Annotated in this window: 21 protein-coding genes and 1 tRNA gene; 5 read left to right on the top strand and 17 right to left on the bottom strand. The window is 70.6% G+C overall.

All coding sequences use genetic code 11. The annotated features are described in order from the left end of the window. Window positions 1-125: 125 nt before the first annotated feature. Window positions 126-755, bottom strand: a complete 630-nt coding sequence (locus DDW44_RS17705) for a class I SAM-dependent methyltransferase (protein ID WP_108907039.1) — start codon at window positions 753-755, stop codon at window positions 126-128. 241 nt (window positions 756-996) lie between these two features. Between DDW44_RS17705 and DDW44_RS17700 the strand changes: the two genes are divergently transcribed. Beyond that, on the top strand, window positions 997-2313 hold the full coding sequence (locus DDW44_RS17700; protein WP_167455505.1) for an AlbA family DNA-binding domain-containing protein: 1317 nt from the start codon (window positions 997-999) through the stop codon (window positions 2311-2313). A 170-nt stretch (window positions 2314-2483) separates the two neighbouring features. Here DDW44_RS17700 and DDW44_RS17695 read toward each other — a convergent pair whose 3' ends face one another. The 5 genes from DDW44_RS17695 to DDW44_RS17675 form a co-directional block, all read right to left on the bottom strand. Further along, complete coding sequence (locus DDW44_RS17695) at window positions 2484-3680, bottom strand: IS110 family RNA-guided transposase (RefSeq protein ID WP_108907037.1); 1197 nt, start codon at window positions 3678-3680, stop codon at window positions 2484-2486. A gap of 291 nt (window positions 3681-3971) precedes the next feature. After that, on the bottom strand, window positions 3972-4271 hold the full coding sequence (locus DDW44_RS31715) for a hypothetical protein (RefSeq protein WP_146207007.1): 300 nt from the start codon (window positions 4269-4271) through the stop codon (window positions 3972-3974). 50 nt (window positions 4272-4321) lie between these two features. Then, window positions 4322-5184 (bottom strand): IS5 family transposase gene (locus tag DDW44_RS17685; protein ID WP_167455504.1). Its coding sequence is split into 2 segments (ribosomal slippage): window positions 4322-4837 and window positions 4840-5184, totalling 861 coding nucleotides; the frame shifts between segments, so codons are not numbered across the junction. A 339-nt stretch (window positions 5185-5523) separates the two neighbouring features. After that, window positions 5524-6243, bottom strand: coding sequence for a hypothetical protein (locus DDW44_RS17680; RefSeq protein WP_108907036.1), 720 nt, complete (start codon window positions 6241-6243; stop codon window positions 5524-5526). A 468-nt stretch (window positions 6244-6711) separates the two neighbouring features. Next, window positions 6712-6793: transfer RNA gene (locus DDW44_RS17675), tRNA-Tyr, on the bottom strand. Window positions 6794-6983: 190 nt separating this feature from the next. Between DDW44_RS17675 and DDW44_RS17670 the strand changes: the two genes are divergently transcribed. The 3 genes from DDW44_RS17670 to DDW44_RS17660 all read left to right on the top strand — a co-directional run bounded on the left by DDW44_RS17670 (window position 6984) and on the right by DDW44_RS17660 (window position 8878). Further along, the gene (locus tag DDW44_RS17670) at window positions 6984-7472 is read left to right on the top strand and encodes a YajQ family cyclic di-GMP-binding protein (RefSeq protein WP_017948765.1); all 489 of its coding nucleotides are present in this window, start codon (window positions 6984-6986) and stop codon (window positions 7470-7472) included. 196 nt (window positions 7473-7668) lie between these two features. Then, window positions 7669-8175, top strand: coding sequence for a methylated-DNA--[protein]-cysteine S-methyltransferase (locus tag DDW44_RS17665; protein WP_018889370.1), 507 nt, complete (start codon window positions 7669-7671; stop codon window positions 8173-8175). Between the two features lie 31 nt (window positions 8176-8206). Further along, window positions 8207-8878, top strand: a complete 672-nt coding sequence (locus tag DDW44_RS17660) for an alpha-ketoglutarate-dependent dioxygenase AlkB family protein (RefSeq protein ID WP_108907035.1) — start codon at window positions 8207-8209, stop codon at window positions 8876-8878. Between the two features lie 111 nt (window positions 8879-8989). Here the strand turns inward: DDW44_RS17660 and DDW44_RS17655 are convergent, their stop codons facing one another. After that, window positions 8990-9259 (bottom strand): GlsB/YeaQ/YmgE family stress response membrane protein, encoded by a 270-nt coding sequence (locus tag DDW44_RS17655; RefSeq protein ID WP_027731874.1) that lies wholly within the window; start codon window positions 9257-9259, stop codon window positions 8990-8992. 115 nt (window positions 9260-9374) lie between these two features. Here DDW44_RS17655 and DDW44_RS17650 point away from each other — a divergent pair, with 115 nt between their 5' ends. Further along, a complete protein-coding gene (locus tag DDW44_RS17650; protein WP_108907034.1) occupies window positions 9375-10619 on the top strand; it encodes an APC family permease in 1245 nt (414 codons plus the stop codon). Window positions 10620-10749: 130 nt separating this feature from the next. Here DDW44_RS17650 and DDW44_RS17645 read toward each other — a convergent pair whose 3' ends face one another. The 10 genes from DDW44_RS17645 to DDW44_RS17600 all read right to left on the bottom strand — a co-directional run bounded on the left by DDW44_RS17645 (window position 10750) and on the right by DDW44_RS17600 (window position 20542). After that, window positions 10750-11142, bottom strand: a complete 393-nt coding sequence (locus DDW44_RS17645; protein WP_017948758.1) for a YccF domain-containing protein — start codon at window positions 11140-11142, stop codon at window positions 10750-10752. Then, window positions 11139-12002 carry a zinc metalloprotease HtpX gene (htpX, locus tag DDW44_RS17640; RefSeq protein ID WP_017948757.1) on the bottom strand — a complete coding sequence of 288 codons (864 nt, stop codon included), beginning with the start codon at window positions 12000-12002 and terminating at the stop codon, window positions 11139-11141. The genes DDW44_RS17645 and htpX overlap by 4 nt, the downstream gene beginning before the upstream one ends. 163 nt (window positions 12003-12165) lie before the next feature. Further along, the gene (mscL, locus tag DDW44_RS17635; protein ID WP_017948756.1) at window positions 12166-12624 is read right to left on the bottom strand and encodes a large conductance mechanosensitive channel protein MscL; all 459 of its coding nucleotides are present in this window, start codon (window positions 12622-12624) and stop codon (window positions 12166-12168) included. 237 nt (window positions 12625-12861) lie between these two features. Then, window positions 12862-14412 carry an NADH-quinone oxidoreductase subunit N gene (locus DDW44_RS17630; RefSeq protein ID WP_108907033.1) on the bottom strand — a complete coding sequence of 517 codons (1551 nt, stop codon included), beginning with the start codon at window positions 14410-14412 and terminating at the stop codon, window positions 12862-12864. Continuing rightward, entirely contained in the window at window positions 14409-15962 is a 1554-nt protein-coding gene (locus DDW44_RS17625; RefSeq protein WP_037788288.1) for an NADH-quinone oxidoreductase subunit M, read from the bottom strand. The genes DDW44_RS17630 and DDW44_RS17625 overlap by 4 nt, the downstream gene beginning before the upstream one ends. 27 nt (window positions 15963-15989) lie before the next feature. After that, window positions 15990-17990 carry an NADH-quinone oxidoreductase subunit 5 family protein gene (locus DDW44_RS17620; RefSeq protein WP_108907032.1) on the bottom strand — a complete coding sequence of 667 codons (2001 nt, stop codon included), beginning with the start codon at window positions 17988-17990 and terminating at the stop codon, window positions 15990-15992. After that, window positions 17987-18346 carry an NADH-quinone oxidoreductase subunit NuoK gene (gene nuoK, locus DDW44_RS17615; protein WP_018889378.1) on the bottom strand — a complete coding sequence of 120 codons (360 nt, stop codon included), beginning with the start codon at window positions 18344-18346 and terminating at the stop codon, window positions 17987-17989. The genes DDW44_RS17620 and nuoK overlap by 4 nt, the downstream gene beginning before the upstream one ends. Continuing rightward, entirely contained in the window at window positions 18346-18915 is a 570-nt protein-coding gene (locus DDW44_RS17610; RefSeq protein WP_017948751.1) for an NADH-quinone oxidoreductase subunit J family protein, read from the bottom strand. The genes nuoK and DDW44_RS17610 overlap by 1 nt, the downstream gene beginning before the upstream one ends. After that, window positions 18912-19574 (bottom strand): NuoI/complex I 23 kDa subunit family protein, encoded by a 663-nt coding sequence (locus DDW44_RS17605; RefSeq protein ID WP_108907031.1) that lies wholly within the window; start codon window positions 19572-19574, stop codon window positions 18912-18914. The genes DDW44_RS17610 and DDW44_RS17605 overlap by 4 nt, the downstream gene beginning before the upstream one ends. Further along, window positions 19571-20542, bottom strand: a complete 972-nt coding sequence (locus tag DDW44_RS17600) for a complex I subunit 1/NuoH family protein (RefSeq protein WP_017948749.1) — start codon at window positions 20540-20542, stop codon at window positions 19571-19573. Before DDW44_RS17600 ends, DDW44_RS17605 begins: the two co-directional genes overlap by 4 nt. Between the last annotated feature and the right edge of the window lie 316 nt (window positions 20543-20858).

The following is a 20858-nucleotide window of genomic DNA, read 5'->3' as shown; positions in this document are numbered from 1 at the left end:
GCTCACCCGGAGTCGATACGCCGTTGGAGATCACACACGGTCACCAGTGGGCTGGGTTCCTCGGGGAACTGGCGACAGTTGAATACGCGAGCTCACCAGTAAGAGGCCAATGTATGGGCCATGCTCTAGCGGAGGCGGGCCAGCAAGTGGGCGTCGAGGAAGCCCCGCTCAGAGGCCGGGTCGTGGAGCAGCCGGGCGAACGTGACGATCCCGGCTCCAGCCAGCAGCTCGGCGAACCGGTCCGCCGGCCAGCTATAGGCGGGCGTCACCTTGTGGTCGAATCGGACCGGCTCGGGTCCGTTGGTCGCGAAGAACGAGACCAGGAGGAGGCCTCCTGGTGCCAGGACCCGCGCCTGCTCGGTGAGCAGCGCGGGTAGTTCCCCAGGAGGGGTGTGGATCATCGAGTAGTGGGCCAGCACGCCGCCGAGGGCGCCGTCCTCGATTGGTAGGGCCTCCATCCGGGCCTCGTCGAATAGCAGCGCCGGATGGGCCCGCCGGGCGTGGTCCACCATGGCCGGGGAGAGGTCGACCCCGAAGGCGTCCAGCCCCAAGTCGTGCAGCATGGCCGTCAGATGTCCGGGCCCGCACCCGACGTCGGCTACTTGCAGGTTCCCCGTCCCGCGCACCTGCTCGGCGAAGGTGCCGACCATAGCTCGGGCGAAGGGCTGCGTTTCCAGCCGATCAGCGAACATCGACGCATACAGCTCGACGATCCCGTCGTAGGCCGCCCTGGTCTCATCCTGGTGGTCCACCACGGCAAGGAAGCTAACACGCCCATTCGCAGCTGTTCTCCGGCCCCGTGCCGAATCCCGGCCCCTAGGAACTGCTTGCCCCGTCCCTGTACCGGATCGAGCGCCAGCCTACGTCCACGGACGACTCCTACTCTCGTGTGGGGCACGTTCCTGTCGTCTGGCTGAGCCGCGCCGAGTGGAGATATCGAGCAGGGGTGTTGTCAATGACCCAACGCCCGCGCAAGCCGACGCGTACGCTCACCGCGTGGCTTCTCTGAGTCGTTCGGCACTGATCGAAGCGCTGGCCGCTGGCCGCCCCGATGACCTCCTCGGCGTGGCCGAGGCCTCGTGGGTGGACTTCAAGCGGTCCCCATACGACCTGGCATCCGACAAGGGCAAGTACGAGCTGTGCAAGGACGTGGCGGCCTTCGCCAACGCCCACGGTGGGCTGCTCGTGCTGGGCGTGGTCGCAGAGAAGAAGAACAACCAGGCGCTAGAGGTCGCCACCGACCTCCGCCCCTTCCCACAGAGCCGGGTGGACGTTGTCAAGTACGTCGATACGCTGAACGAGTACCTGCGCCCTCGCGTCGCCGTCAGCCACCACTGGTACCACGACCCCGCCCGGAGCGCTGCGGAAGCGGATCACTACTACCTGGTGATCGAGGTCGAGCCGGTACCCGAACCGTCGCGCTATGTCCTAGTCCGACGGATGATCAATGACAAAGAGCGGTTCGTCGACGGGCTCGCGGTCCCCGTGCGGCACGGCGACCGGACGGTCTATATGCCTTCGGAAGACGTGTACCAGCTCATCAACGAGGGCGTGCGCGCTCGGGACGCTGCAGCGGTCGGCGCAGCTCTTGCACCGCCGGGCGCCGAGTGGGGCGAGCAAGCCGACCAGGTCCTGGATGAGCTCGAGCAGCGCCAGGACTGGGAGGAGGCCCCCGTGCTCTTCTGGCAGAGCTTCCCCGCACGGCCGGTCACGGGCATATTGCCCGGTCTCCACAGCAACGACGGGATCAAGAGGGGCCTCAAATATCAGGATGTCCTTCGCCCCTCGGGCTTCAATTTCCAGGACAGCACCGGACGTCTGCAGACGCTCAACGGCGGCCTGTACCTAGGCCGCACACGCTGCGCGGTGTGGGTGCGTCCAGACGGACTTGTCACGGCCGGAGCGACGGCGACCTCGGACATGCTGTGCTGGGCCATGAACGACAGCGCCTGGGCGCAGCGCCTGAACGTGCATGTGTTGACCGAGATGACGCTGGAGTACTTCCGAATCGCCGACAGGCTGGTCGCGCCACGGGTGGCGGGCCCCTGGCAGCACCGCGTCGTGACACGCCGTTTCCAGGGCGACAGGCCACGCTCCCTGGGCCCGGGAGGCAGCGGCCTCCAAGCGTTCCTCAGTGATGCCTCGGCAGCCAGCGCGGACTCGTGGGACCAGTCCTGGCCGGCCGACGGTGATCCTGAACGGGACGCGTATGAAGCGCTCGTCCGCGTCTACGCCCTGTTCGGTCTAGACGTGTCTACCAACCCTGACGTGGACAGCGATCGCGTGTCCGAGGAGCGCTTGCGGGCTACCTGAGGCCTTGACGCGGTACGCGCTGCCGGAGCGGACAGAGGCTTCTCTGGGCACCACAGGGTCGCGCCGACCTGCTCGCCCGCCGCCCGGCAGGCTCTCAAAAGCCGAGGCACCCGACCAGGCACTGCACCTCTCGACCAGGACGAAGCCGAGAGAGCTTCCTAATGGTGTTGTCAAGCAGCGTTAGTGACTGGTGGTGTCACCTCGTAGCACCGTCGGTCACGGATCAGTGCCCAGATGACGTTGACGCGTCGGCGGGCCAGGGCCAGCACGGACTGGATGTGTTTCTTGCCCTCGGCGCGTTTGCGGTCGTAGAACTTCCGCGAGTTCGGGTCGTAGCGGACGCTGACGAGCGCGGAGGTGTAGAAGACGCGCTGGAGTCTTCGGTGATAGGTCATGGGCCGGTGGAGGTTGCCGCTGACCTTGCCCGAGTCGTGAGGCGCGGGGGCAACGCCGGCGAAGGCCGCCAAGGAGTCAGGGGAGTCGAACTCGTCCAGGCCGCCGCCGATGGCGGCGAGGAACTCGGCGCCGAGGGTCGCGCCGATGCCGGGGACGCTCAGGAGGATGTCGGCGAGTTCGTGCTCGCGAAACCGGCCCTCGATGAGCTTGTCCAGTTCCGAGATCTGCTCGTTGAGGGTCATCACCTCCCCGGCCAGGGTGTGGACCAGCTTCGCGATGGTCTTCTCCCCGGGGACGGCGGTGTGCTGGCGTTCGGCGGCCTCCACGGCGGCTTCGGCCAGGGCTCTGGCGTTTCGGACCTTGCGGTTGGCCAGCCACGTCGTCAGCCGTGCGGTTCCGGTGCGGCGGATCGCGGCAGGGGTCTGGTAGCCCGTCAGCAGCTTCAACGGGCCCGTGTTGGTCAGGTCCAGGGCCCGTTCCAGGGCCGGGAACATGCTCAGCAGGGTGCCGCGCAGGCGGTTGACGGAGCGGGTCCGGTCCTCGACCAGGTCAGCTCTGCGTCCGGTCAGCAGCTTCAGCTCGATCGTGGCTTCGTCGCCTGGGCGGATGGGGCGCAGGTCGCGGCGCATTCTGGCCTGGTCGGCGATGACGTAGGCGTCGCGGGCGTCGGTCTTGCCCTCGCCGCGGTAGCCGTCGGACGCTCGGTTGACCAGCCTGCCGGACATGTAGAGGATTTCCTGGCCGTGGCTGACCAGCAGGGCCAGCAGCAGGGCCGGTTCCCCGCCGGTCATGTCGATGGCCCAGGTGACGTGGCGGCCGTCGGCGAGGTCCAGGACGTCTCCGATCAGCTTCAGCAGCTCGGGCTCGTCGTTGGCCACCCGGCGCGACAGCAGCGTCTTGCCGTCCGTGTCCAGGGCGAGGCCGTGATGGTGGCCCTTGCCGCTGTCGATCCCCACCCATATCCGGCTCATCGTGCTCCTGACGTACGTATTCGTTCTGTTCGTGCCACGGACGACCTCGCCGGCATTGCTCTACACAGCGACTTGTTCGCACTTCCTAATCGGCGGCCGAGTCGTCGTGGGGAGCCGGGCGGCCAAGCCTTCAAAGCCACGATCGGCAGCTGCCTGATAGCCACACCCGGCTCCCCTGGGCGTCCTCACCCTACGAATGGGAGGAGCAACCCGCTGCCGAAAGGTAGAGCTGCCTGAGCCGTACGGGCTGGAGGTCCCTGCGGACTAGGGCCTGTTGTGAAAGTGGCGCCGTCAGTCGCCGTTGAAGACGAGATACCGGTGAGCCTTGCGCTCGACTTGAGCAGTCAGCACAAGGATTTCGTGCACCGCCTCGGCTTCTTCGGCGGCTGAGCCGTTCGCCAAGGCCCGGAGTTCCGGGATGAGGACTCTGAGCTGCGATCGGTTGAACACGGTGTCGTCGCAGGGATCGACGCATCCGAGCATGGGCAGGTTCTGACTCTCCGCCCGTCTGCACAGGTCAGCGATGGATGGATGCACGCACGTGGCTTCGACGGCGCCTGTGAATGTCCGAACCTGAACGCTGATCTGCATGGGGGCACGCTACTGCCCGACAGTTGGTGCCACCGAAGCATTTACGGAGCTCAGAGCCATTCGTTGATGGCTGCGATCAGCACGGTCGCTTCATAGCGGACGTACCGTGTGGCGACGGCCCGGTGGCGCTTGAGCCGGTTGATCCCGCACTCGACCGCGTGCCGCTGCTTGTAGTCGTCCTTGTCGAACGTCGGCGGCCGGCCGCCACGCGATCCACGCTTGAGGCGGTTGCGGACCCGGTCCGCCGGAACCGGGATGGTGGCCTTGATCCCGCGTCTGCGCAGGTAAGAGCGATTGCGGCGGGAGTCGTACGCCTTGTCGGCCCGGACTCGGTCCGGGCGCTTGCGTGGCCTGCCGAGACCCAGCCGGGGAACCCGGATGGCTTCCAGGACCGGCTCGAACTGCGGGGAGTCGCCCCGCTGCCCGGCGGTGATCACCACGGACAAGGGCTTCTGCCCCTGCTCGACCGCGAGGTGAATCTTGCTGGTCAGTCCGCCGCGGGAGCGTCCGAGGCCGTGGTCGGCCGGCTCGATGAAGATCCCGCCAGGCGGTTCCTTCTGGAGATCCCCCTTTTCGCCGCTCCGGCGGCGTGCTGATGGGCTCGGCAGACGGTGGAGTCGACGTTCACGTCCCAGGTGATCAGACCCTTCGCGTCGGCCTCGGCCTGGAGCTGGGTCAGGATGCGGGCCCAGGTGCCATCCCGCTGCCAGCGTCGGAACAGGTCATAGACCCGGTCCCATGGCCCATAACGCGCGGGCACATCCCGCCAGGGAGCACCGGTCCGGGTCCGCCACCGTATGCCGTCTATCAACTGCCGCCGCGTCCACACCTGCGGCCGACCCGGCTTGATGCCCCGCGGCAGCAGCGGCTCAAGTCGGGCCCACTGGCCGTTCGTCAGATCCCCACGTCCCACAGGACGTGATCATGAATGATGAAGATCAACTTTCGCAACAGACCCTAGGCGCCCACCAACTAATCAACGCCTGTGGTAGACAGACTTCTTGGCTATTGATCCCACCGTAGCGAGAGCGACCGCGGCACCCGTCCGTCAGGGATCGCGCCGGCGCGGTCGCCCGCCTCGACCGGGGCCCGGCCGACAGCTCCTGGCACGACGCCCGACGGCTCTCGGCCGGTGCCGTACGTCTGCAGGAGTTCGTCGGGGTGCTCGATTTCTGGCGCGACTCCACCCAATCCGGGAAGTCCTGCGTGATTGCACGCTTCAGTGAGCCCTTGCGCACTGCGTTTCCACAGGTCAAGTGCGGCCTACGGGCGCTTCGTCGAGGTGCGCCCGTACAGCGTCGATGAAGACCTTGAGCGTCTTCATGACCTGGTCGCGTGCTTCCAACATGCCAACGGGCTTGATAGCGGGCTGAGGGCCGCCGATACGGAGGCCCCCACGCAGCGGGGATACCAACCGCGGTGTGACTATGCCGGCGTCGGCGATGGTCTGCCACGCTGCGCTCACTCTGGGGTCGTCCGGCCCAGAAGCCTCGCAGAGCTCACCGATGGCTGCCGAGATCGCGTCGCTGCTTTCGGCTGCTTGCTTGAGGGCATGCCAGGCATGAGCGGTGCGTTGCCTGCGGGCTCCACGCCTGGCGAGTGCGTGCAGCGCATGCATGACCGTGGTCGCCTTCTGTGCGAGTTCCTCGGGGCCCTCCAGGCGAATCACCGTGCAAGCCCGGCTCACATCTCCTAATACACGCTTCATGATGGGATCCAAGTACTCCTCAATGGGGTCCCTGCTCTCAAACATGCGCATGCACTCGTCAAAGGCGGCCTCAGCGGCCAGGACGAATGCCACGGAGGCCTCGCGTCGCGCCGACTTACGGGCCTGGCTATGGGCGGCGTGGGCGGTGAGCTCAGCGGCACGATGCGCGGCACGCGCCTGGCGCATTCCGACGACGAGAGCGGCGGGTACACCGAGGACTGCCGCGCCCGAGGCGGCCAGGGCTGCAATGGCTTCAGTCTGCACGTCCGACATCGTCCCGGAAGGGCCGTACGCGCCGAAGGCGGATGCCGAGATCGGCGGTGAGAGGCGGTTCAAGGCCAGACCAAGCGGTGAGCTCTGCCACTGACCCTGCTTTCATGATCGAATACTCCGCCCCGTAATCCCGCTTATGCGCGATACCGCCACCGCGCTCACTCCATTTCGCTGAGCCTCTGCTGGCACGGCGGTGGTAGGTCGCGCAGACGGTCCCACGCGGTGATCTTGACTGTGCGAGGGGCGAGAGACGTGAGCAGAGGCAGCATGCGTCGCCGAGCGGAGCCCTTACGACTTGGCCCGCGCATGGCCCGCACGCGCTGGTCAGCGCCCAGATCCGGGCGGAACAGAGTGAGACAGGTCCCCCGTTTTCGATTCCGATCGAAAGGTCGCCCCGAGGCAACGAGAAGACCCCCGCCGTCCTGCGTTTCCGCAGGTCAACGGGGGTCTCACTTCGCGTGGCGGCGCCAGGATTCGAACCTGGGTAGGCTAAGCCGACGGATTTACAGTCCGCTCCCATTGGCCACTCGGGCACACCGCCATGGGATGTCGCTCTGGAGCCGCTTTCGCGTGGCGCTCCGTGGCAACGACGTAAACGATACCCGATCCCCAGGGGTGCTCCGCCACCGGATTGATCAGCGCCCACGGCGGACGCGGGTGGCTAGGCTTTGCCGTGGCGGTCCGGGCATCCGGCCGTGCGTCTACCCACTCGATACAAGGAGCCACAGGACATGGCCGACTCCAGTTTCGACATCGTCTCGAAGGTCGAGCGGCAGGAGGTCGACAACGCCCTCAACCAGGCCGCCAAGGAGATCTCGCAGCGCTACGACTTCAAGGGCACCGGCGCGACCATCGAGTGGTCGGGCGAGAAGATCCTGATGCAGGCGAGCGGCGAGGAGCGGGTCAAGGCGATCCTCGACATCTTCCAGTCCAAGCTGATCAAGCGCGGCATCTCGCTGAAGGTACTGGAGGCCGGCGAGCCGCAGCTCTCCGGCAAGGAGTACAAGATCTTCGCCTCGATCCAGGAGGGCATCTCGCAGGAGAACGCGAAGAAGGTCGCCAAGACCATCCGCGACGAGGGCCCCAAGGGCGTCAAGGCCCAGGTTCAGGGCGACGAGCTTCGGGTCAGCTCGAAGAGCCGGGACGACCTGCAGGCCGTCATCGCGCTGCTGAAGGGCAAGGACTTCGACTTCGCCCTGCAGTTCGTGAACTACCGCTGAGCCGTGGCCACCGCCGAGCCGTCCGGCCCGGCGGCGACGGGCACCCGGGGGTGGTGCGGCCGGGCCGCACCACCCCCGCCGCGTGTTCCGGGCGGTCCGGAGCGATGTCGGATTTTCGCCAGACCGGGCGCCGCCCACGCCGCAGACTCGTAGGTGCGGGCCGTGGAGGGCGGACCCACGGCGGAGAGGAAGAGCCATGACGGTGTACGCGACGGTCGACAGCCCGCTCGGCGAGCTGGTTCTGACCGGCGAGGAGTCCGCGACCGCCGCCGGCGGGACCGCGCTCGTCTCGCTCTCGCTGCCGGGGCAGAAGGGTGCGGCGGAGGCGCGGAACGGCCGGCGGCTCGCGCCGGGGGCGTTCGAGGAGATCGCCGAGCAGCTCCGGGCCTACTTCTCCGGGGAGCTGACGTGCTTCTCGATCGAGTTCGCGCCGGGCGCCGGCACGGACTTCCAGCAGCGTGTCTGGCGGGCGGTGGAGGAGATTCCGTACGGCCGGACGGCGAGCTACGGCCGGATCGCCGAGCGGGTCGGCGCCGCGGGGGCCGGGGTGAGGGCCGTGGGGACGGCGATCGGCCGGAATCCGCTTCTGGTCGTGCGGCCGTGCCACCGGGTGATCGGCGCCGACGGCGCACTGCGCGGGTACGCGGGCGGGTTGCCGAGCAAGGAGTGGCTCCTCGGGCTGGAAGGCGCACTGGCGCCATGAACGCGAGCGGACCGGAAGGCGCACCGGCGCCATGACTGCGGGGCTGTTCCCGCGCGAGCGGGCCGAGGTGGCACCGGGGGCGGTGCACGTCCCCGGCTGGCTGTCCCCGGCCCGGCAGCGCGAACTGGTCGAGGCGTGCCGGGAGTGGGCGCGCGGGCCGGTCCCGCTCCGGCACACCAGGCTTCCCCGGGGCGGGGTGATGTCGGTGCGCACGGTCTGCGTGGGCTGGCATTGGCAGCCGTACCGGTACACGCGGACGGCCGACGACGTGAACGGCGCGCGGGTCGTCGGGTTCCCCGGCTGGCTGGCGGAGCTGGGACGGGATGCGCTGACCGCCGCGTACGGCGACCCGGGGGCCGGCGACGGGAGCGGCAGGCCGTACGCGCCGGACACCGCGCTGGTCAACTTCTACGACGGCGCGGCCAGGATGGGCATGCACCAGGACAAGGACGAGAGGTCCGGCGCCCCGGTGGTGTCGCTCAGCATCGGCGACACCTGCGTCTTCCGGTTCGGGAACACCGGGAACCGGGGCCGGCCGTACACGGACGTGGAGCTGGCGTCCGGGGATCTGTTCGTCTTCGGCGGGGCGTCCCGCTTCGCGTACCACGGAGTTCCGGGGGTCCGTCCGGGCACGGCCGATCCCGCGCTGGGGCTGGCCGGCCGGCTGAACGTGACCCTGCGGGAGACCGGGCTGCGGGACTGACGGCTCCCGGCTGAGGGCTCCGGCGGGCCCGGGGCCCCGGGCCCGCGACGGGCCGGTCCCGCCCGCCGGTCCTCGACGAGTCGCTGTGAAGCGCACTTTCGCGGCAAGCCCTCAGCGGGAACGCGAGTGGCCGAAGAGGATGCGGTACGCGATCAGCAGGACGAGTGCACCGCCGATCGCGGACACCCAGGTGGCACCGTCGTAGAAGTCCTTGGTGATCGGCCGGTCTAGGAAGCGGGACGATATCCAGCCGCCGACGAAGGCGCCGGCGACGCCGATGAGGGTGGTGCCGATCAGTCCGCCCGGGTCGCGGCCCGGCAGCAGGATCTTGGCGACGATCCCGGCGAGCAGCCCGAGGACGATCCAGCTGATGATGCCCATGCCATGACCTGCCTTTCCTTGTGCGCGTCCCCGGACTCCTGCCCGTAACGCGCTGTTGTCATGTCAGACGACCGGGGTGGGGAGTGCGGTTGCGGCCGTGCGTAGGGTGCGGCCTATGACACATGAACTGCGCAGGTCGCTGGGCGTGTTCGACGCCGTGGTCATCGGTCTGGGCTCGATGGTCGGCGCCGGGGTGTTCGTCGCCCTGGCGCCGGCCGGTGCGGCGGCCGGCACCGGGCCGCTGCTGCTGCTGGCCCTGGGGCTCGCCGCGGTCGTGGCGTACTGCAACGCCACGGCGTCGGCCCGGCTCGCGGCCCGCTACCCGGAGTCGGGCGGGACGTATGTGTACGGGCGGGAGCGGCTCGGGCCGTTCTGGGGCTATCTCGCGGGCTGGGCCTTCGTCGTCGGCAAGAGCGCGTCGTGCGCGGCGATGGCGCTGACGGTGGGGGCGTACCTCTGGCCGGAGCAGGCGCACGCCGTCGCGGTCGCCGCTGTCGTGTGCCTGACGGCCGTGAACTACGGGGGCGTCCAGAAGTCCGCCTGGCTGACCCGGGTGATCGTCGCGGGTGTGCTGGCGGTACTGGCGGCGGTGGCCGTCGCCTCCCTCGCCTCGCCGTCCGCGGACCCCGGGCGTCTCCTGTCGGGTGGCCCCGGCGGCGGCGCGGGGGGTGTGCTGCAGGCGGCCGGGCTGCTGTTCTTCGCCTTCGCCGGGTACGCGCGGATCGCCACGCTCGGCGAGGAGGTGCGGGATCCGGCCCGGACGATCCCGCGCGCGATCCCGCTGGCCCTGGGGATCGCGCTGGCCGTGTACCTGGCCGTGGCCTGTGCGGTCGTCTCCGTGCTGGGCGTGGCCGAGCTCGGCCGGGCGACGGCCCCGCTGGCCGAGGCGGTACGGGCGGCGGGGGTGGAGGGGCTGGTCCCCGTGGTGACGGCCGGGGCGGCGGTGGCCGCGCTCGGCTCGCTGCTCGCACTGATCCTCGGTGTCTCCCGGACGACGCTGGCGATGGCCAGGGACGGCCATCTGCCGCGTACCCTCGCCGCCGTCCACCCCCGCTTTCGGATCCCGCACCACGCCGAGCTGGCGGTGGGGGCGGTGGTGGCCGTGGTGGCGGCGACGGCGGACCTGCGGGGTGCGATCGGCTTCTCGTCGTTCGGTGTGCTCGTGTACTACGCCGTCGCCAACGCCTCGGCCTGGACGCTCGGTTCCCGCGGGCGGGCCCTGACCGCCGTCGGGCTGGCGGGCTGTCTGGTGCTGGCCTTCGCGCTGCCGCTGTCGTCGGTGGTGGCGGGCTCGGCGGTGCTGGCGGCGGGCGCGGCGGCGTACGCGGTACGGGCGCGGGCCGGCCGGGGACGGTCCTGACGCCCTCGGTGACACGGAGGCCGGGGATCCGCCTCGCCGCGCCGCGGACGGATGGCCTCGCCGCGCCGCGAACGGATGCCGCACCTCGTCGCGAACGGCCGGTCGCCACCTCGTCGCGAACGGGCGGCCGCTACCTGGTCGCGAACGGCTGGTCGCTCGGCACGATCTCCTTGCCCAGCGGCAGCAGTGAGACGGGGATCAGCTTGAAGTTCGCGATGCCCAGCGGGATGCCGATGATGGTGAGGCAGAGGACGATGCCCGTGGCGATGTGCCCGAGCGCCAGCCACCAGCCGGCCAGGACCAGCCAGAGCACGTTCCCGATGCAGGACGGCGCGCCCGCGTCCCGGCGCTCCACCACCGTCTGCCCGAAGGGCCACAGCGCGTAGACGCCGATGCGGAAGGCGGCCAGGCCGAAGGGGATGCCGATGACGGTGATGCAGAGCAGCACGCCGGCCAGCAGATAGCCGAGGAACATCCAGAAGCCGCACAGCACGAGCCAGATGACGTTGAGGACTGTCTTCATGGGCGGTGACCTGCCATCTGTTCGAGACGGGCGATGCGTTCGGCCATCGGTGGGTGGGTGCTGAAGAGTTTGGTGACGGTCTGTCCCGGCCGGAAGGGATTGGCGATCATCATATGGCTCGCCGTCTCGATCTTCGGCTCGGGCGGCAGCGGCAGCTGCTTGGTGCCCTCCTCGAGTTTACGCAGGGCGCTCGCGAGGGCGAGCGGGTCGCCGGTGAGCCTGGCCCCGTCCGCGTCGGCCTCGAACTCGCGGGAGCGGCTGATGGCGAGCTGGATGACGGACGCCGCGAGTGGACCCAGGATCATGATCAGGAGCAGGCCGAGCAGCCCGGGGCCGTCGTCGTCGTCCGAGCGGCCTATGGGAATCAGCCAGGCGAAGTTCACCAGGAACATGATCACGGAGGCGAGGGCGCCCGCGACCGACGAGATGAGGATGTCCCGGTTGTAGACGTGGCTCAGCTCGTGGCCGAGCACGGCGCGCAGCTCGCGCTCGTTGAGGATCCGCAGGATGCCCTCGGTGCAGCAGACCGCCGCGTTGCGCGGATTGCGTCCCGTGGCGAAGGCGTTCGGCGCCTGGGTCGGCGAGATGTACAGCCGGGGCATCGGCTGGCGGGCGTGGGTGGAGAGCTCGCGGACGATCCGGTACAGCGCGGGTGCCTCGAACTCGCTCACCGGGCGGGCGCGCATGGCCCGCAGCGCGAGCTTGTCGCTGTTCCAGTAGGCGTAGGCGTTGGTGCCGAGGGCGATGACCACGGCGACGACCAGGCCGGTACGGCCGAACAGACTGCCGATGACGATGATGAGGGCCGACAGCCCTCCGAGGAGAACGGCGGTCCTCAGTCCGTTGTGCCGGCGGTGCACGGTACGCCCTCCAAGTGGCTCGGCAGGGGAACCCTCTGCGGTCGTGGTCCGCTCTCCAGTGGACCCTCCCGTACTGGTCAACGCCAGGCGGGAGCCGCGGGTTCCCCTGCCGCCACGGGCGTGGGCGGCGGCGCCGCTGGGCCGTTCGGGTGACCCGGCCGGCTCAGCGCTGGGACGGGAGCAGGCCGGCCTTCTCGAGTGCCTCGGGGAGCGGTTCCACGTCGCTGGTGCAGTGCGCGCAGCGGCTGGCGATCGCGGGGATCTCCGTGTAGCAGCGCGGGCAGTCGCGCACCGCGGCCTTGATGCCGGCCGGCTCCTCCTTGGTGAAGCGGTTCTGCACCTTCAGCATCGGGACGACGACGCAGAAGTAGAGGACCGCGGCGGTGATCAGGAAGGCGATGGCGGCGCTGACGAAGAGCCCGTAGGGGAACTTCACCCCCTGGACGGTGAAGACCGCCTTGCTGAAGTCGCCGGCGCCCTGCGTGGCCACGCCGATCAGCGGGGTGATGAAGGCGTTGCTGAATCCCGTGACGACCGCCGTGAAGGCGGAGCCGACCGCGAGACCGATCGCCAGGTTGATCACGTTGCCGCGGAGGATGAAGTCCTTGAACCCGCTCAGCACAGCGGTACTCCTTTGCCGTCGCTGCTGCCATGTCGTTCGTGATGCTGTCCGTGTGCGGCCACCACCGTGCCCGCTCGGGGCACCGCTTGTCGAACCGCTGGTTCCGCTTACCCGGCCGCGGGGCTGCCACGGGCCCGGGGCCTCCACGCGCTGCCACGGCCCCGGGGCTTCCACAGGCCCGGGGCTCCGCGGGCCCGGGCGGACCCTCTGGCACCGCCCGCACCCGTCGCGGGCGGCTCAGAAGAGGTCGACGGCCGCGAAGCGCAGCACCAGCTGGGGCCAGCCGGACAGCAGGATGCCCGCGGCGGCGGTGAGGGCGATGGCGGTGGTGACCAGTGCGGGGCCGCGGCGCCGCACCGGGGGGCCCTCCGGCGCGGGCGCGGGCGCCTCCTCCGGTGCCCGGAAGAGCAGTGCGGTCCACTGCAGGTAGTAGTACAGCGCGATCACCACGTTGACGGCCATGATGACGGCGAGCCAGCCGAGGCCGGCGTCGACCGCGGCGGAGAACACCGCGACCTTGGCGAAGAGACCGATGACGCCGGGCGGCAGACCGGCCAGGCACAGCAGGAAGAAGCCCAGCGCCAGGGCGGCCGCGGGACGGGTCGCGTACAGGCCGCGGTAGTCCGCGATCCGGTTCAGCGGCTTCCTGCGGGCGACCAGGGCGACCACGGCGAAGGCCCCGAGGTTCACGACGGCGTACATCAGGGCGTACGCGACGGTGGCGCCGATCGGCACGTCCCCCGACCAGGCGGCCGCGGCGACCGGGACCAGGATGTAGCCCGCCTGCCCCACGGAGGACCAGGCGAGCAGCCGTACGGCGCTGTGCGCGCGGGTGGGCGACTGGCGTACGGCGGCGACGTTGCCCGCGGTCATGGTGAGGGCCGCCAGCACGGCGACGGCCGGGCCCCACACGCCGGCGTGGGCGGGGAAGGCGATGACGGTCACCAGGATCAGCCCGGAGAAGCCGACGGCCTTGCCGATGACGGAGAGGTAGGCGGCGACGGGCAGCGGCGCACCCACATAGGTGTCGGGGACCCAGAAGTGGAACGGCACGGCCGCCGTCTTGAAGGCGAAGCCGACGAGGGTGAGGGCCACACCGGCCGCGGCCAGCGTGTCCAGCCGGCCGGGGACGTCGTCCATGCGGGCCGCGATCCGGGTCAGGTGCAGGCTGCCGGTCGTCGCGTAGACGAAGCTGACGCCCAGCAGCATCACGGCGGTGGCCGTGACCGAGGACAGGAAGAACTTCAGCGCCGCCTCGCTGGACATCCGGTCGCCGCGGCGCAGGCCGACCAGCGCGAACGCGGGCAGCGAGGCGACTTCCAGGGCGACGACGAGGGTGGCCAGGTCCCGCGCGGCGGGCAGCAGGGCCGCCCCGGCGGCCGAGGACAGCAGCAGGAACCAGTACTCCCCGGCGGGCAGCCGCCCCCGGGTCTCGGTGACCGAGAGCAGCGCGGTGACCAGCGCCCCGCCCAGCACCAGGAACTGGATGACGAGCGTGAACCGGTCCACCGTGTAGCTGCACACGTCGGGGGCGGTGGTCAGGCAGAACGTGGCACGGTCGGCCGTGCGCAGCGGCACCAGCGAGACCAGCGCGACGGCGAGGGAGGCGATGGCCGCGTAACCCAGCAGCGCCTTCCTCCGCTCGGCGACGAAGAGGTCGGCCACCAGGATGAGCAGGGCGGCCACCGCGGTGATGGTGGGCGGGGCGATCGCGAGCCAGTCCACGGACTGGACGACGGACTGGGCGGCGGGCGCGGCGAGCACCTGCGGCGCGGCGGCCAGGGTCATGCCTTTCCTCCAGAGAGGAGCTTCTGCACGGCCGGGTCGGTCAGGCCGAGGAGGACCGCGGGCCAGAGCCCGGCGAGGACGGTGAGGGCGACGAGCGGCGTCCAGGCGGCGAACTCGTAGCCCCGCACGTCGGCAAGCCGCGCCTCTCCGGCGGGCCGGGCGCCGCCCATGCAGACCCGGCGGACGACGACGAGCAGGTACGCGGCGGTGAGCAGGGTGCCGAGACCGCCGATCGCCATGAAGGTGAGGAAGGCGGGGCGGCTGAGGCCGTCGGCGGGATCGAAGGCGCCGAAGAGGGCGAGCATCTCGCCCCAGAACCCGGCGAGGCCGGGCAGGCCCAGCGAGGCCACGGCCGCGAAGGCCAGCAGTCCGCCGAGGCGGGGCGCGCGGCCGTACAGCGCGGCGCCGGTGGCGCCGGCCAGGGTGTCGAGGTCGGCGGTCCCGTAGCGGTCCTTGACGGCGCCGGCCAGGAAGAACAGCAGACCGGTGATGAGTCCGTGGGCGATGTTGGCGAAGAGCGCGCCGTTGACGCCGGTCGGGGTCATGGTCGCGATGCCCAGGAGTACGAAGCCCATGTGGCCGACGGAGGAGTACGCGATCAGGCGCTTCAGGTCGCCCTTGGAGCCGGGCCTGGCGAGAGCGAGGCAGGCGAGGGACCCGTAGACGACGCCGACGACGGCGAAGGCGGCGAGGTACGGGGCGAGGACCAGCATGCCGTCGGGCGCGATCGGCAGGAGGATCCGGACGAAGCCGTAGGTGCCCATCTTCAGCAGGACGCCGGCGAGCAGGACCGAGCCGACCGTCGGAGCGGCGGTGTGGGCGTCGGGGAGCCAGCTGTGCAGCGGCCACATCGGGGTCTTCACGGCGAGGCCGATCCCGATCGCGAGCACGGCGACGATCTGCAGGGAGAGGCCGAGGCCGCGGCCGTTGTCAGTGGCGAGTGCCAGCATGTCGAAGGTGCCGGCCTGCAGTCCCACGAGGAGCAGGCCGAGCAGCATGACGACCGAACCGAGCAGGGTGAAGAGGATGAACTTCCAGGCCGCGGGGCGGCGGCCGGCGCCGCCCCAGCGGGCGATCAGGAAGTACATCGGGATGAGGACCGTCTCGAAGGCGAGGAAGAACAGCAGCAGGTCGAGGACGGCGAAGGTGGCGAGGGTGCCGGACTCGAGCACGAGGATCAGTGCGACGAACGCCTTGGGGGACGGGCCCTCGGGCATCGTGAAGTAGCTGTACAGCGCGCAGAGGAAGGTCAGCAGCGCGGTCAGGACGAGGAGGGGGAGGGAGATGCCGTCGGTGCCGAGGTGGATCCGCACGTCCAGCGCCGGGATCCAGCTGATGTCCGTCGTGGCCTGCATCTTCGACGGCTGGTCGTGGTCGAAGCCCAGCGCGAGGACGATCGCGGCGGCGAGGACCGCGCCGGTGACGGTCACACCGTGCCGCAGCACGGCCTGGTCAGGTGACTTCCCCTTCAGTCCGGGCGGGGCCGGCAGGAGGGCCGCGGCGGCGCCGATGAGCGGGCCGACGACGATGAACGCGAGAAGGAACTGCATCACGGATTCGCTGATATCGAGCACGGCTCACACTCCCGCGGCCACGAGTACGACGGCGATCGCCAGGACGACGGAGCCGGCCAGCAGTGCGCTGAGATAGGTCTGGACGTTGCCGGTCTGGGCGCGGCGGACGAGCCACCCCAGCCAGGTGGTGCCGGTACCCGCGCCGCGCACATAGGTGTCGACGACCTCGCGGTCGAGGAACCTGACCAGTTCGGCGCCGGCCGTGACGGGGCGGACGAACAGGGTGTGGTAGACGGCGTCGAGGTGGAACCCCGCCGCGGCGGACCGGTGCAGCGGACCGAGCAGCAGCCGGCCGGGGTCGGCCGGGTCGGGTGCGGCGGCGATGTCCCCGTACACGGGTTCGTGGCTGCTGATGGCCTCGGCCTCGGAGACCGCCGGTTCGGCCTCCGGGTGGGCGGCGACGGCACCGATCGGGACACGTGCGGCCAGGGCCGTGGTGTGCCGCCAGGTGGCGTAGGTGACGAGCCCGCCGACGAGGGCGACGCCCGTGCCCAGCACGGCGGTGGTGAGGGTCGGCTGCAGCGGCCGGCCGTCGAGCCAGTCGCCGATGAAGCCCGCGGTCAGGCCGAACGCCAGCGACGGTACGGCCAGCACCCAGAGGACGGCGGTCATCGCCGCGGGCTGCCGGCCGTGGTCGGGGGCCTCGGCTCCCCGGCCGCGGAACGCGAGCAGCCACAGCCGGGTGGCGTAGGCGGCGGTGAGAAGGGCGGTGAGCAGACCGGAGACGAGGACGGCCCAGCCCACCGCGACCGGGGCGGGGGCGGACTGCCCGAGCTCCCCGAGCGCGGTGCGCTCTGCGGCCACGAGCACGGCCTCCTTGGAGAAGAAGCCGGCGAAGGGAGGGATGGCGACGAGCGCGAGCAGGGCGATGGTCATCGTCCAGTACGCGTCGGGGATCCGCTTGGCCAGGCCGCTCATCCGGGACATCGCGGCCAGCGAGTTGGTACCGGCGGCGTGGATGATCACTCCGGCCGCGAGGAAGAGCAGCGCCTTGAACGCGCCGTGCGACAGGAGGTGGAAGACGGCGGCGCCGCGGTCGACGACCGCCAGCGCACCCGACATATAGCCGAGTTGGCTGATCGTCGAGTAGGCGAGGACCCGTTTGATGTCGTCCTGGGCGAGGGCGGCGAGGGCGGAGCCGACCATGGTGATCGCCGCCATCACGGCGAGGACGGTCAGCGCCGCGGCGGAGGCGGCGAAGACGGGGAGGAGCCGGGCGACGAAGTAGACACCCGCGGCGACCATCGTCGCGGCGTGGATCAGCGCGGAGACCGGGGTCGGGCCGGCCATGGCGTCGGGGAGCCAGGTGTGCAGCGGGAACTGGGCGGACTTGCCCGCCACGCCGGCGAGCAGCAGCAGCGCCACCAGGGTCGGGTGGTCGATCGCCCCCGTCGCGACGGCGCCGAGGATTCCGGTGATGCGGAACGTTCCGGCGTCCACGGCGAGCGCGAACAGGCCGAAGAGGAAGGGCACGTCGCCGAGCTTGGTGACCAGGAACGCCTTCAGGGAGGCCGCCCGTGCCTCGGGCGTCTCCCAGTAGTGGCCGACCAGGAAGTACGAGCAGATGCCCATGATCTCCCAGCCGACGAGCAGCACCATCAGGTCGCCCGAGTAGACGACGAGCAGCATCGCGGAGGTGAACAGGGAGACCAGGGCCGCGTAGGAGGGGTAGCGCGGGTCGTCGCGCAGGTAGGCGGTCGAGTAGATCTGCACGCAGGAGGCGACGACACCGACCAGGACGGCGACCAGCACGGCGAAGCCGTCGAGGTAGAGGGCCAGGTCGACGGGCACCGACCCGGTCGGGGTCAGCTGGGTGGACGCGCTGATCGGCCGTCCGCCGCCCTGGCGTACGGCGACCAGCACGGCGAGCACGGTGGCGGCCAGCGTGGGGAGCACGGCCAGCGGCCGGGTGAACCCGGGTGAGGTGCGGCCGAGGAGCAGGCCGCCGGCGGCGGCGAGGAAGGGGAGGAGGGGGACGAGAACGGCGAGGGTCGTCGTGGTCACGCGGTGGCCTCAGCCTTCTCTGCCGGCGCGGGGACGCCGGCCGGTTCGTGACCTTCGGCGGTGTCGCGGAGCTTGTCGATGTCCGAGGTGCCGCGGTTGCGGTACACCATCAGGACGATCGCCAGACCGATGCCGATCTCCGCGGCGGCGATGGCGATGGTGAACAGGGTCAGGGCCTGGCCGCTGTGCAGGGCGTCGCGCAGCCACACGTCGAAGGCGACGAGGTTGAGATTGACGGCGTTGAGCATGAGCTCGACCGACATCAGGACCAGGATCGCGTTGCGGCGCGCGAGCACCCCGTACAGCCCCGTGCAGAAGAGGAGGACGGAGAGCACCGCTGGGTAGGCGAGATGCATCAGTTCTTCCCCTCCCGGGCCTCGGGGCTCTTGCGGGACAGGACGATCGCGCCGACCAGGGCGGCCAGGAGCAGCACGGAGAGCGCCTCGAACGGCAGCACCCAGTGCCGGAAGAGGATCTCGCCGGCGACCCGGGTGGAGCCCTGGGCCGGTCCTTCGAGGTCGATCCACGTGGTACGGAACGCGTCGACGACCACCCAGACCAGGGCGGCCGCGGCGGCGGCCGCCACGGTGAGCGCGGCGGGGCGGTTACCGGAGTCGGCGTCGGGGGAGCGGCCGATGGGGGCCTTGGTGAGCATCAGCCCGAAGAGCAGGAGGACGACCACGGAACCGACGTAGATCAGCACCTGCACCCAGGCGATGAACTCGGCGGTCAGCAGGAGGTACTCGACGGCCAGCCCGCCCAGCGCCACGACCAGCCACAGGGCGGCGTGCACCAGTTGACGGGTGGTGACGGTGAGGACGGCGGCGGCCAGGGTGGCGACGCCGACCAGCAGGAAGGCGATCTCGACGCCCGTCGGGGACAGGAAACCGTTCCCGGTCTGGGCGACGGCGTGGGCGAGGGTCATGACCGGCCCTCCTCGTCCGCCGGGTCGGCCGGGCCCGTGGCGCCCGGCGGAGTGGCCGGGCCCGTGGCGCCCGGTGCTCCGGCCGTCTGCCCGGCCTCGTCGGCCTGGGCCCGCGCGGCGGCGAGCTTCTCCGCGGCCTTGCGGGCGGCGGCGAGTTCCTTGGGTTCCTCGGCGGCCGTGTCGAGGGCGGGCGGCGCCGGGACCGTCCACATCCACTCGCGGAGCTTGTCCCGCTCATGGGTCAGTTCGCGGATGTCGGTCTCCGCGTACTCGAACTCCGGCGACCAGAACAGCGCGTCAAAGGGACACACCTCGATGCAGATGCCGCAGTACATGCAGAGCGAGAAGTCGATGGCGAACCGGTCGAGGACGTTGCGGGAGCGCTCACGGCCCCCCGGGGCGGCGGCCGGGACCGTCTCCTTGTGGGAGTCGATGTAGATGCACCAGTCGGGGCACTCACGGGCGCAGAGCATGCAGACCGTGCAGTTCTCCTCGAACAGTCCGATCACCCCGCGCGAGCGGGGCGGGAGCTCGGGCTGCACGTCGGGGTACTGCGCGGTGTGCGCGCGCTTCGTCATCGTCCGCAGGGTGACGGCGAGCCCCTTGGCCAGGCCGGATCCCGGGATGCGGGACCGGGACGGCGGATGGGAGCCGGTCATGACTGCATCACCACCTTGACGACGCCGGTGAGGGCGATCTGGGCGAGGGCGAGCGGGACGAGCGTCGTCCAGGCGAGCCGCTGGAGCTGGTCCTCCCGCAGCCGCGGATAGGTCACGCGGAGCCAGATCACGATGAAGGCGAGCACCGCGGTCTTCAGCAGGGTCCACAGCCAGCCGAGGCCCTCCGCACCGAACGGGCCGTGCCAGCCGCCGAGGAACAGGACGGTGGTCAGACCGCAGAGCACGACGATGCCCGCGTACTCGGCGAGCAGGAACAGGGCGAAGCGCAGTCCGGTGTACTCCGTGTACGCGCCGAAGATGATCTCGGAGTCGGCGACCGGCATGTCGAACGGCGGACGCTGCAACTCGGCGAGACCGGCGACGAAGAAGACCAGGGCGCCCACGATCTGCCAGGGCAGCCACCACCACTCGAAGGCGTTCAGGATGCCCGGGAGGGAGACGGTGCCGGCGGCCATCGCGACGGACGCGGCGGCCAGCAGCATCGGCAGCTCGTACGCGAGGAGCTGCGCGGCGGTGCGCAGGGCGCCGAGGAGCGAGAACTTGTTGGCCGAGGCCCAGCCCGCCATCAGCGAACCCAGCACACCGACGCCCATGACGGCGAGCACAAAGAAGATGCCCGCGTCGACGATGATGCCGACCGCTCCCTCGCTGGGACCGATCGGGATCGCGACCAGCACCAGCAGGTACGGGAGGAGTGCGACGGCGGGCGCGAGCTGGAAGACGCGCCGGTCGGCGGCGGCCGGGACCACGTCCTCCTTCTGCGCGAACTTCACCCCGTCCGCGACGAGCTGCGCCCAGCCGTGGAAGCCGCCGGCGTACATCGGGCCGAGCCGGCCCTGCATATGGGCCATCACCTTGTGCTCGGTCTGGCCGATGACGAGGGGCAGCACCAGGAACACGGCGAACACGGCCAGGAGCCGCAGGGCGACGTCGAGTGCGTCGTTCACGCGCGGTCGCCTCCCGTGGCGTCGTCGGTCCGCGGCCCGGGCCCTTCATCGGACCCGCCGCCCGGCCGGGGGGTCGGGGTCGTGGTCGAGGGTGGGGTCGTGGGCCGGGTTGTGGGTCGGGTTGTGGGTCGGGTTGTGGGCGGGGGGCCGTCGGGGCCCGTCCCCGGGGCAGGCTCGGAGTCGGGTCCTTGCCGAGGTCCCGCCTCGGAGTCGGGTCCTTGCTCGGGCGGAGGTCCGCCCGAGTCCTCGCCCCGCTCGGTGGCGACGGTGCCGCTGCCCGGAGCCGCGCCGGACCCGGTCCCGGGCCGGGGCCCGG

It is taken from the genome of Streptomyces tirandamycinicus, assembly GCF_003097515.1.
GTDB lineage: Bacteria > Actinomycetota > Actinomycetes > Streptomycetales > Streptomycetaceae > Streptomyces > Streptomyces tirandamycinicus.
This window is presented reverse-complemented; position numbering and strand designations above follow the sequence as displayed.

Excerpts from the sequence above, each read along its gene's own strand:
- DDW44_RS17695 (WP_108907037.1), bottom strand. The coding sequence starts at position 3,680 with ATGAGCCGGATATGGGTGGGGATCGACAGCGGCAAGGGCCACCATCAC.
- DDW44_RS31715 (WP_146207007.1), bottom strand. The coding sequence starts at position 4,271 with ATGCAGATCAGCGTTCAGGTTCGGACATTCACAGGCGCCGTCGAAGCC.
- DDW44_RS17670 (WP_017948765.1), top strand. The coding sequence starts at position 6,984 with ATGGCCGACTCCAGTTTCGACATCGTCTCGAAGGTCGAGCGGCAGGAG.
- DDW44_RS17665 (WP_018889370.1), top strand. The coding sequence starts at position 7,669 with ATGACGGTGTACGCGACGGTCGACAGCCCGCTCGGCGAGCTGGTTCTG.
- DDW44_RS17660 (WP_108907035.1), top strand. The coding sequence starts at position 8,207 with ATGACTGCGGGGCTGTTCCCGCGCGAGCGGGCCGAGGTGGCACCGGGG.
- DDW44_RS17655 (WP_027731874.1), bottom strand. The coding sequence starts at position 9,259 with ATGGGCATCATCAGCTGGATCGTCCTCGGGCTGCTCGCCGGGATCGTC.
- DDW44_RS17650 (WP_108907034.1), top strand. The coding sequence starts at position 9,375 with ATGACACATGAACTGCGCAGGTCGCTGGGCGTGTTCGACGCCGTGGTC.
- DDW44_RS17645 (WP_017948758.1), bottom strand. The coding sequence starts at position 11,142 with ATGAAGACAGTCCTCAACGTCATCTGGCTCGTGCTGTGCGGCTTCTGG.
- DDW44_RS17630 (WP_108907033.1), bottom strand. The coding sequence starts at position 14,412 with ATGACCCTGGCCGCCGCGCCGCAGGTGCTCGCCGCGCCCGCCGCCCAG.
- DDW44_RS17625 (WP_037788288.1), bottom strand. The coding sequence starts at position 15,962 with ATGCAGTTCCTTCTCGCGTTCATCGTCGTCGGCCCGCTCATCGGCGCC.
- nuoK (WP_018889378.1), bottom strand. The coding sequence starts at position 18,346 with ATGCATCTCGCCTACCCAGCGGTGCTCTCCGTCCTCCTCTTCTGCACG.
- DDW44_RS17610 (WP_017948751.1), bottom strand. The coding sequence starts at position 18,915 with ATGACCCTCGCCCACGCCGTCGCCCAGACCGGGAACGGTTTCCTGTCC.
- DDW44_RS17605 (WP_108907031.1), bottom strand. The coding sequence starts at position 19,574 with ATGACCGGCTCCCATCCGCCGTCCCGGTCCCGCATCCCGGGATCCGGC.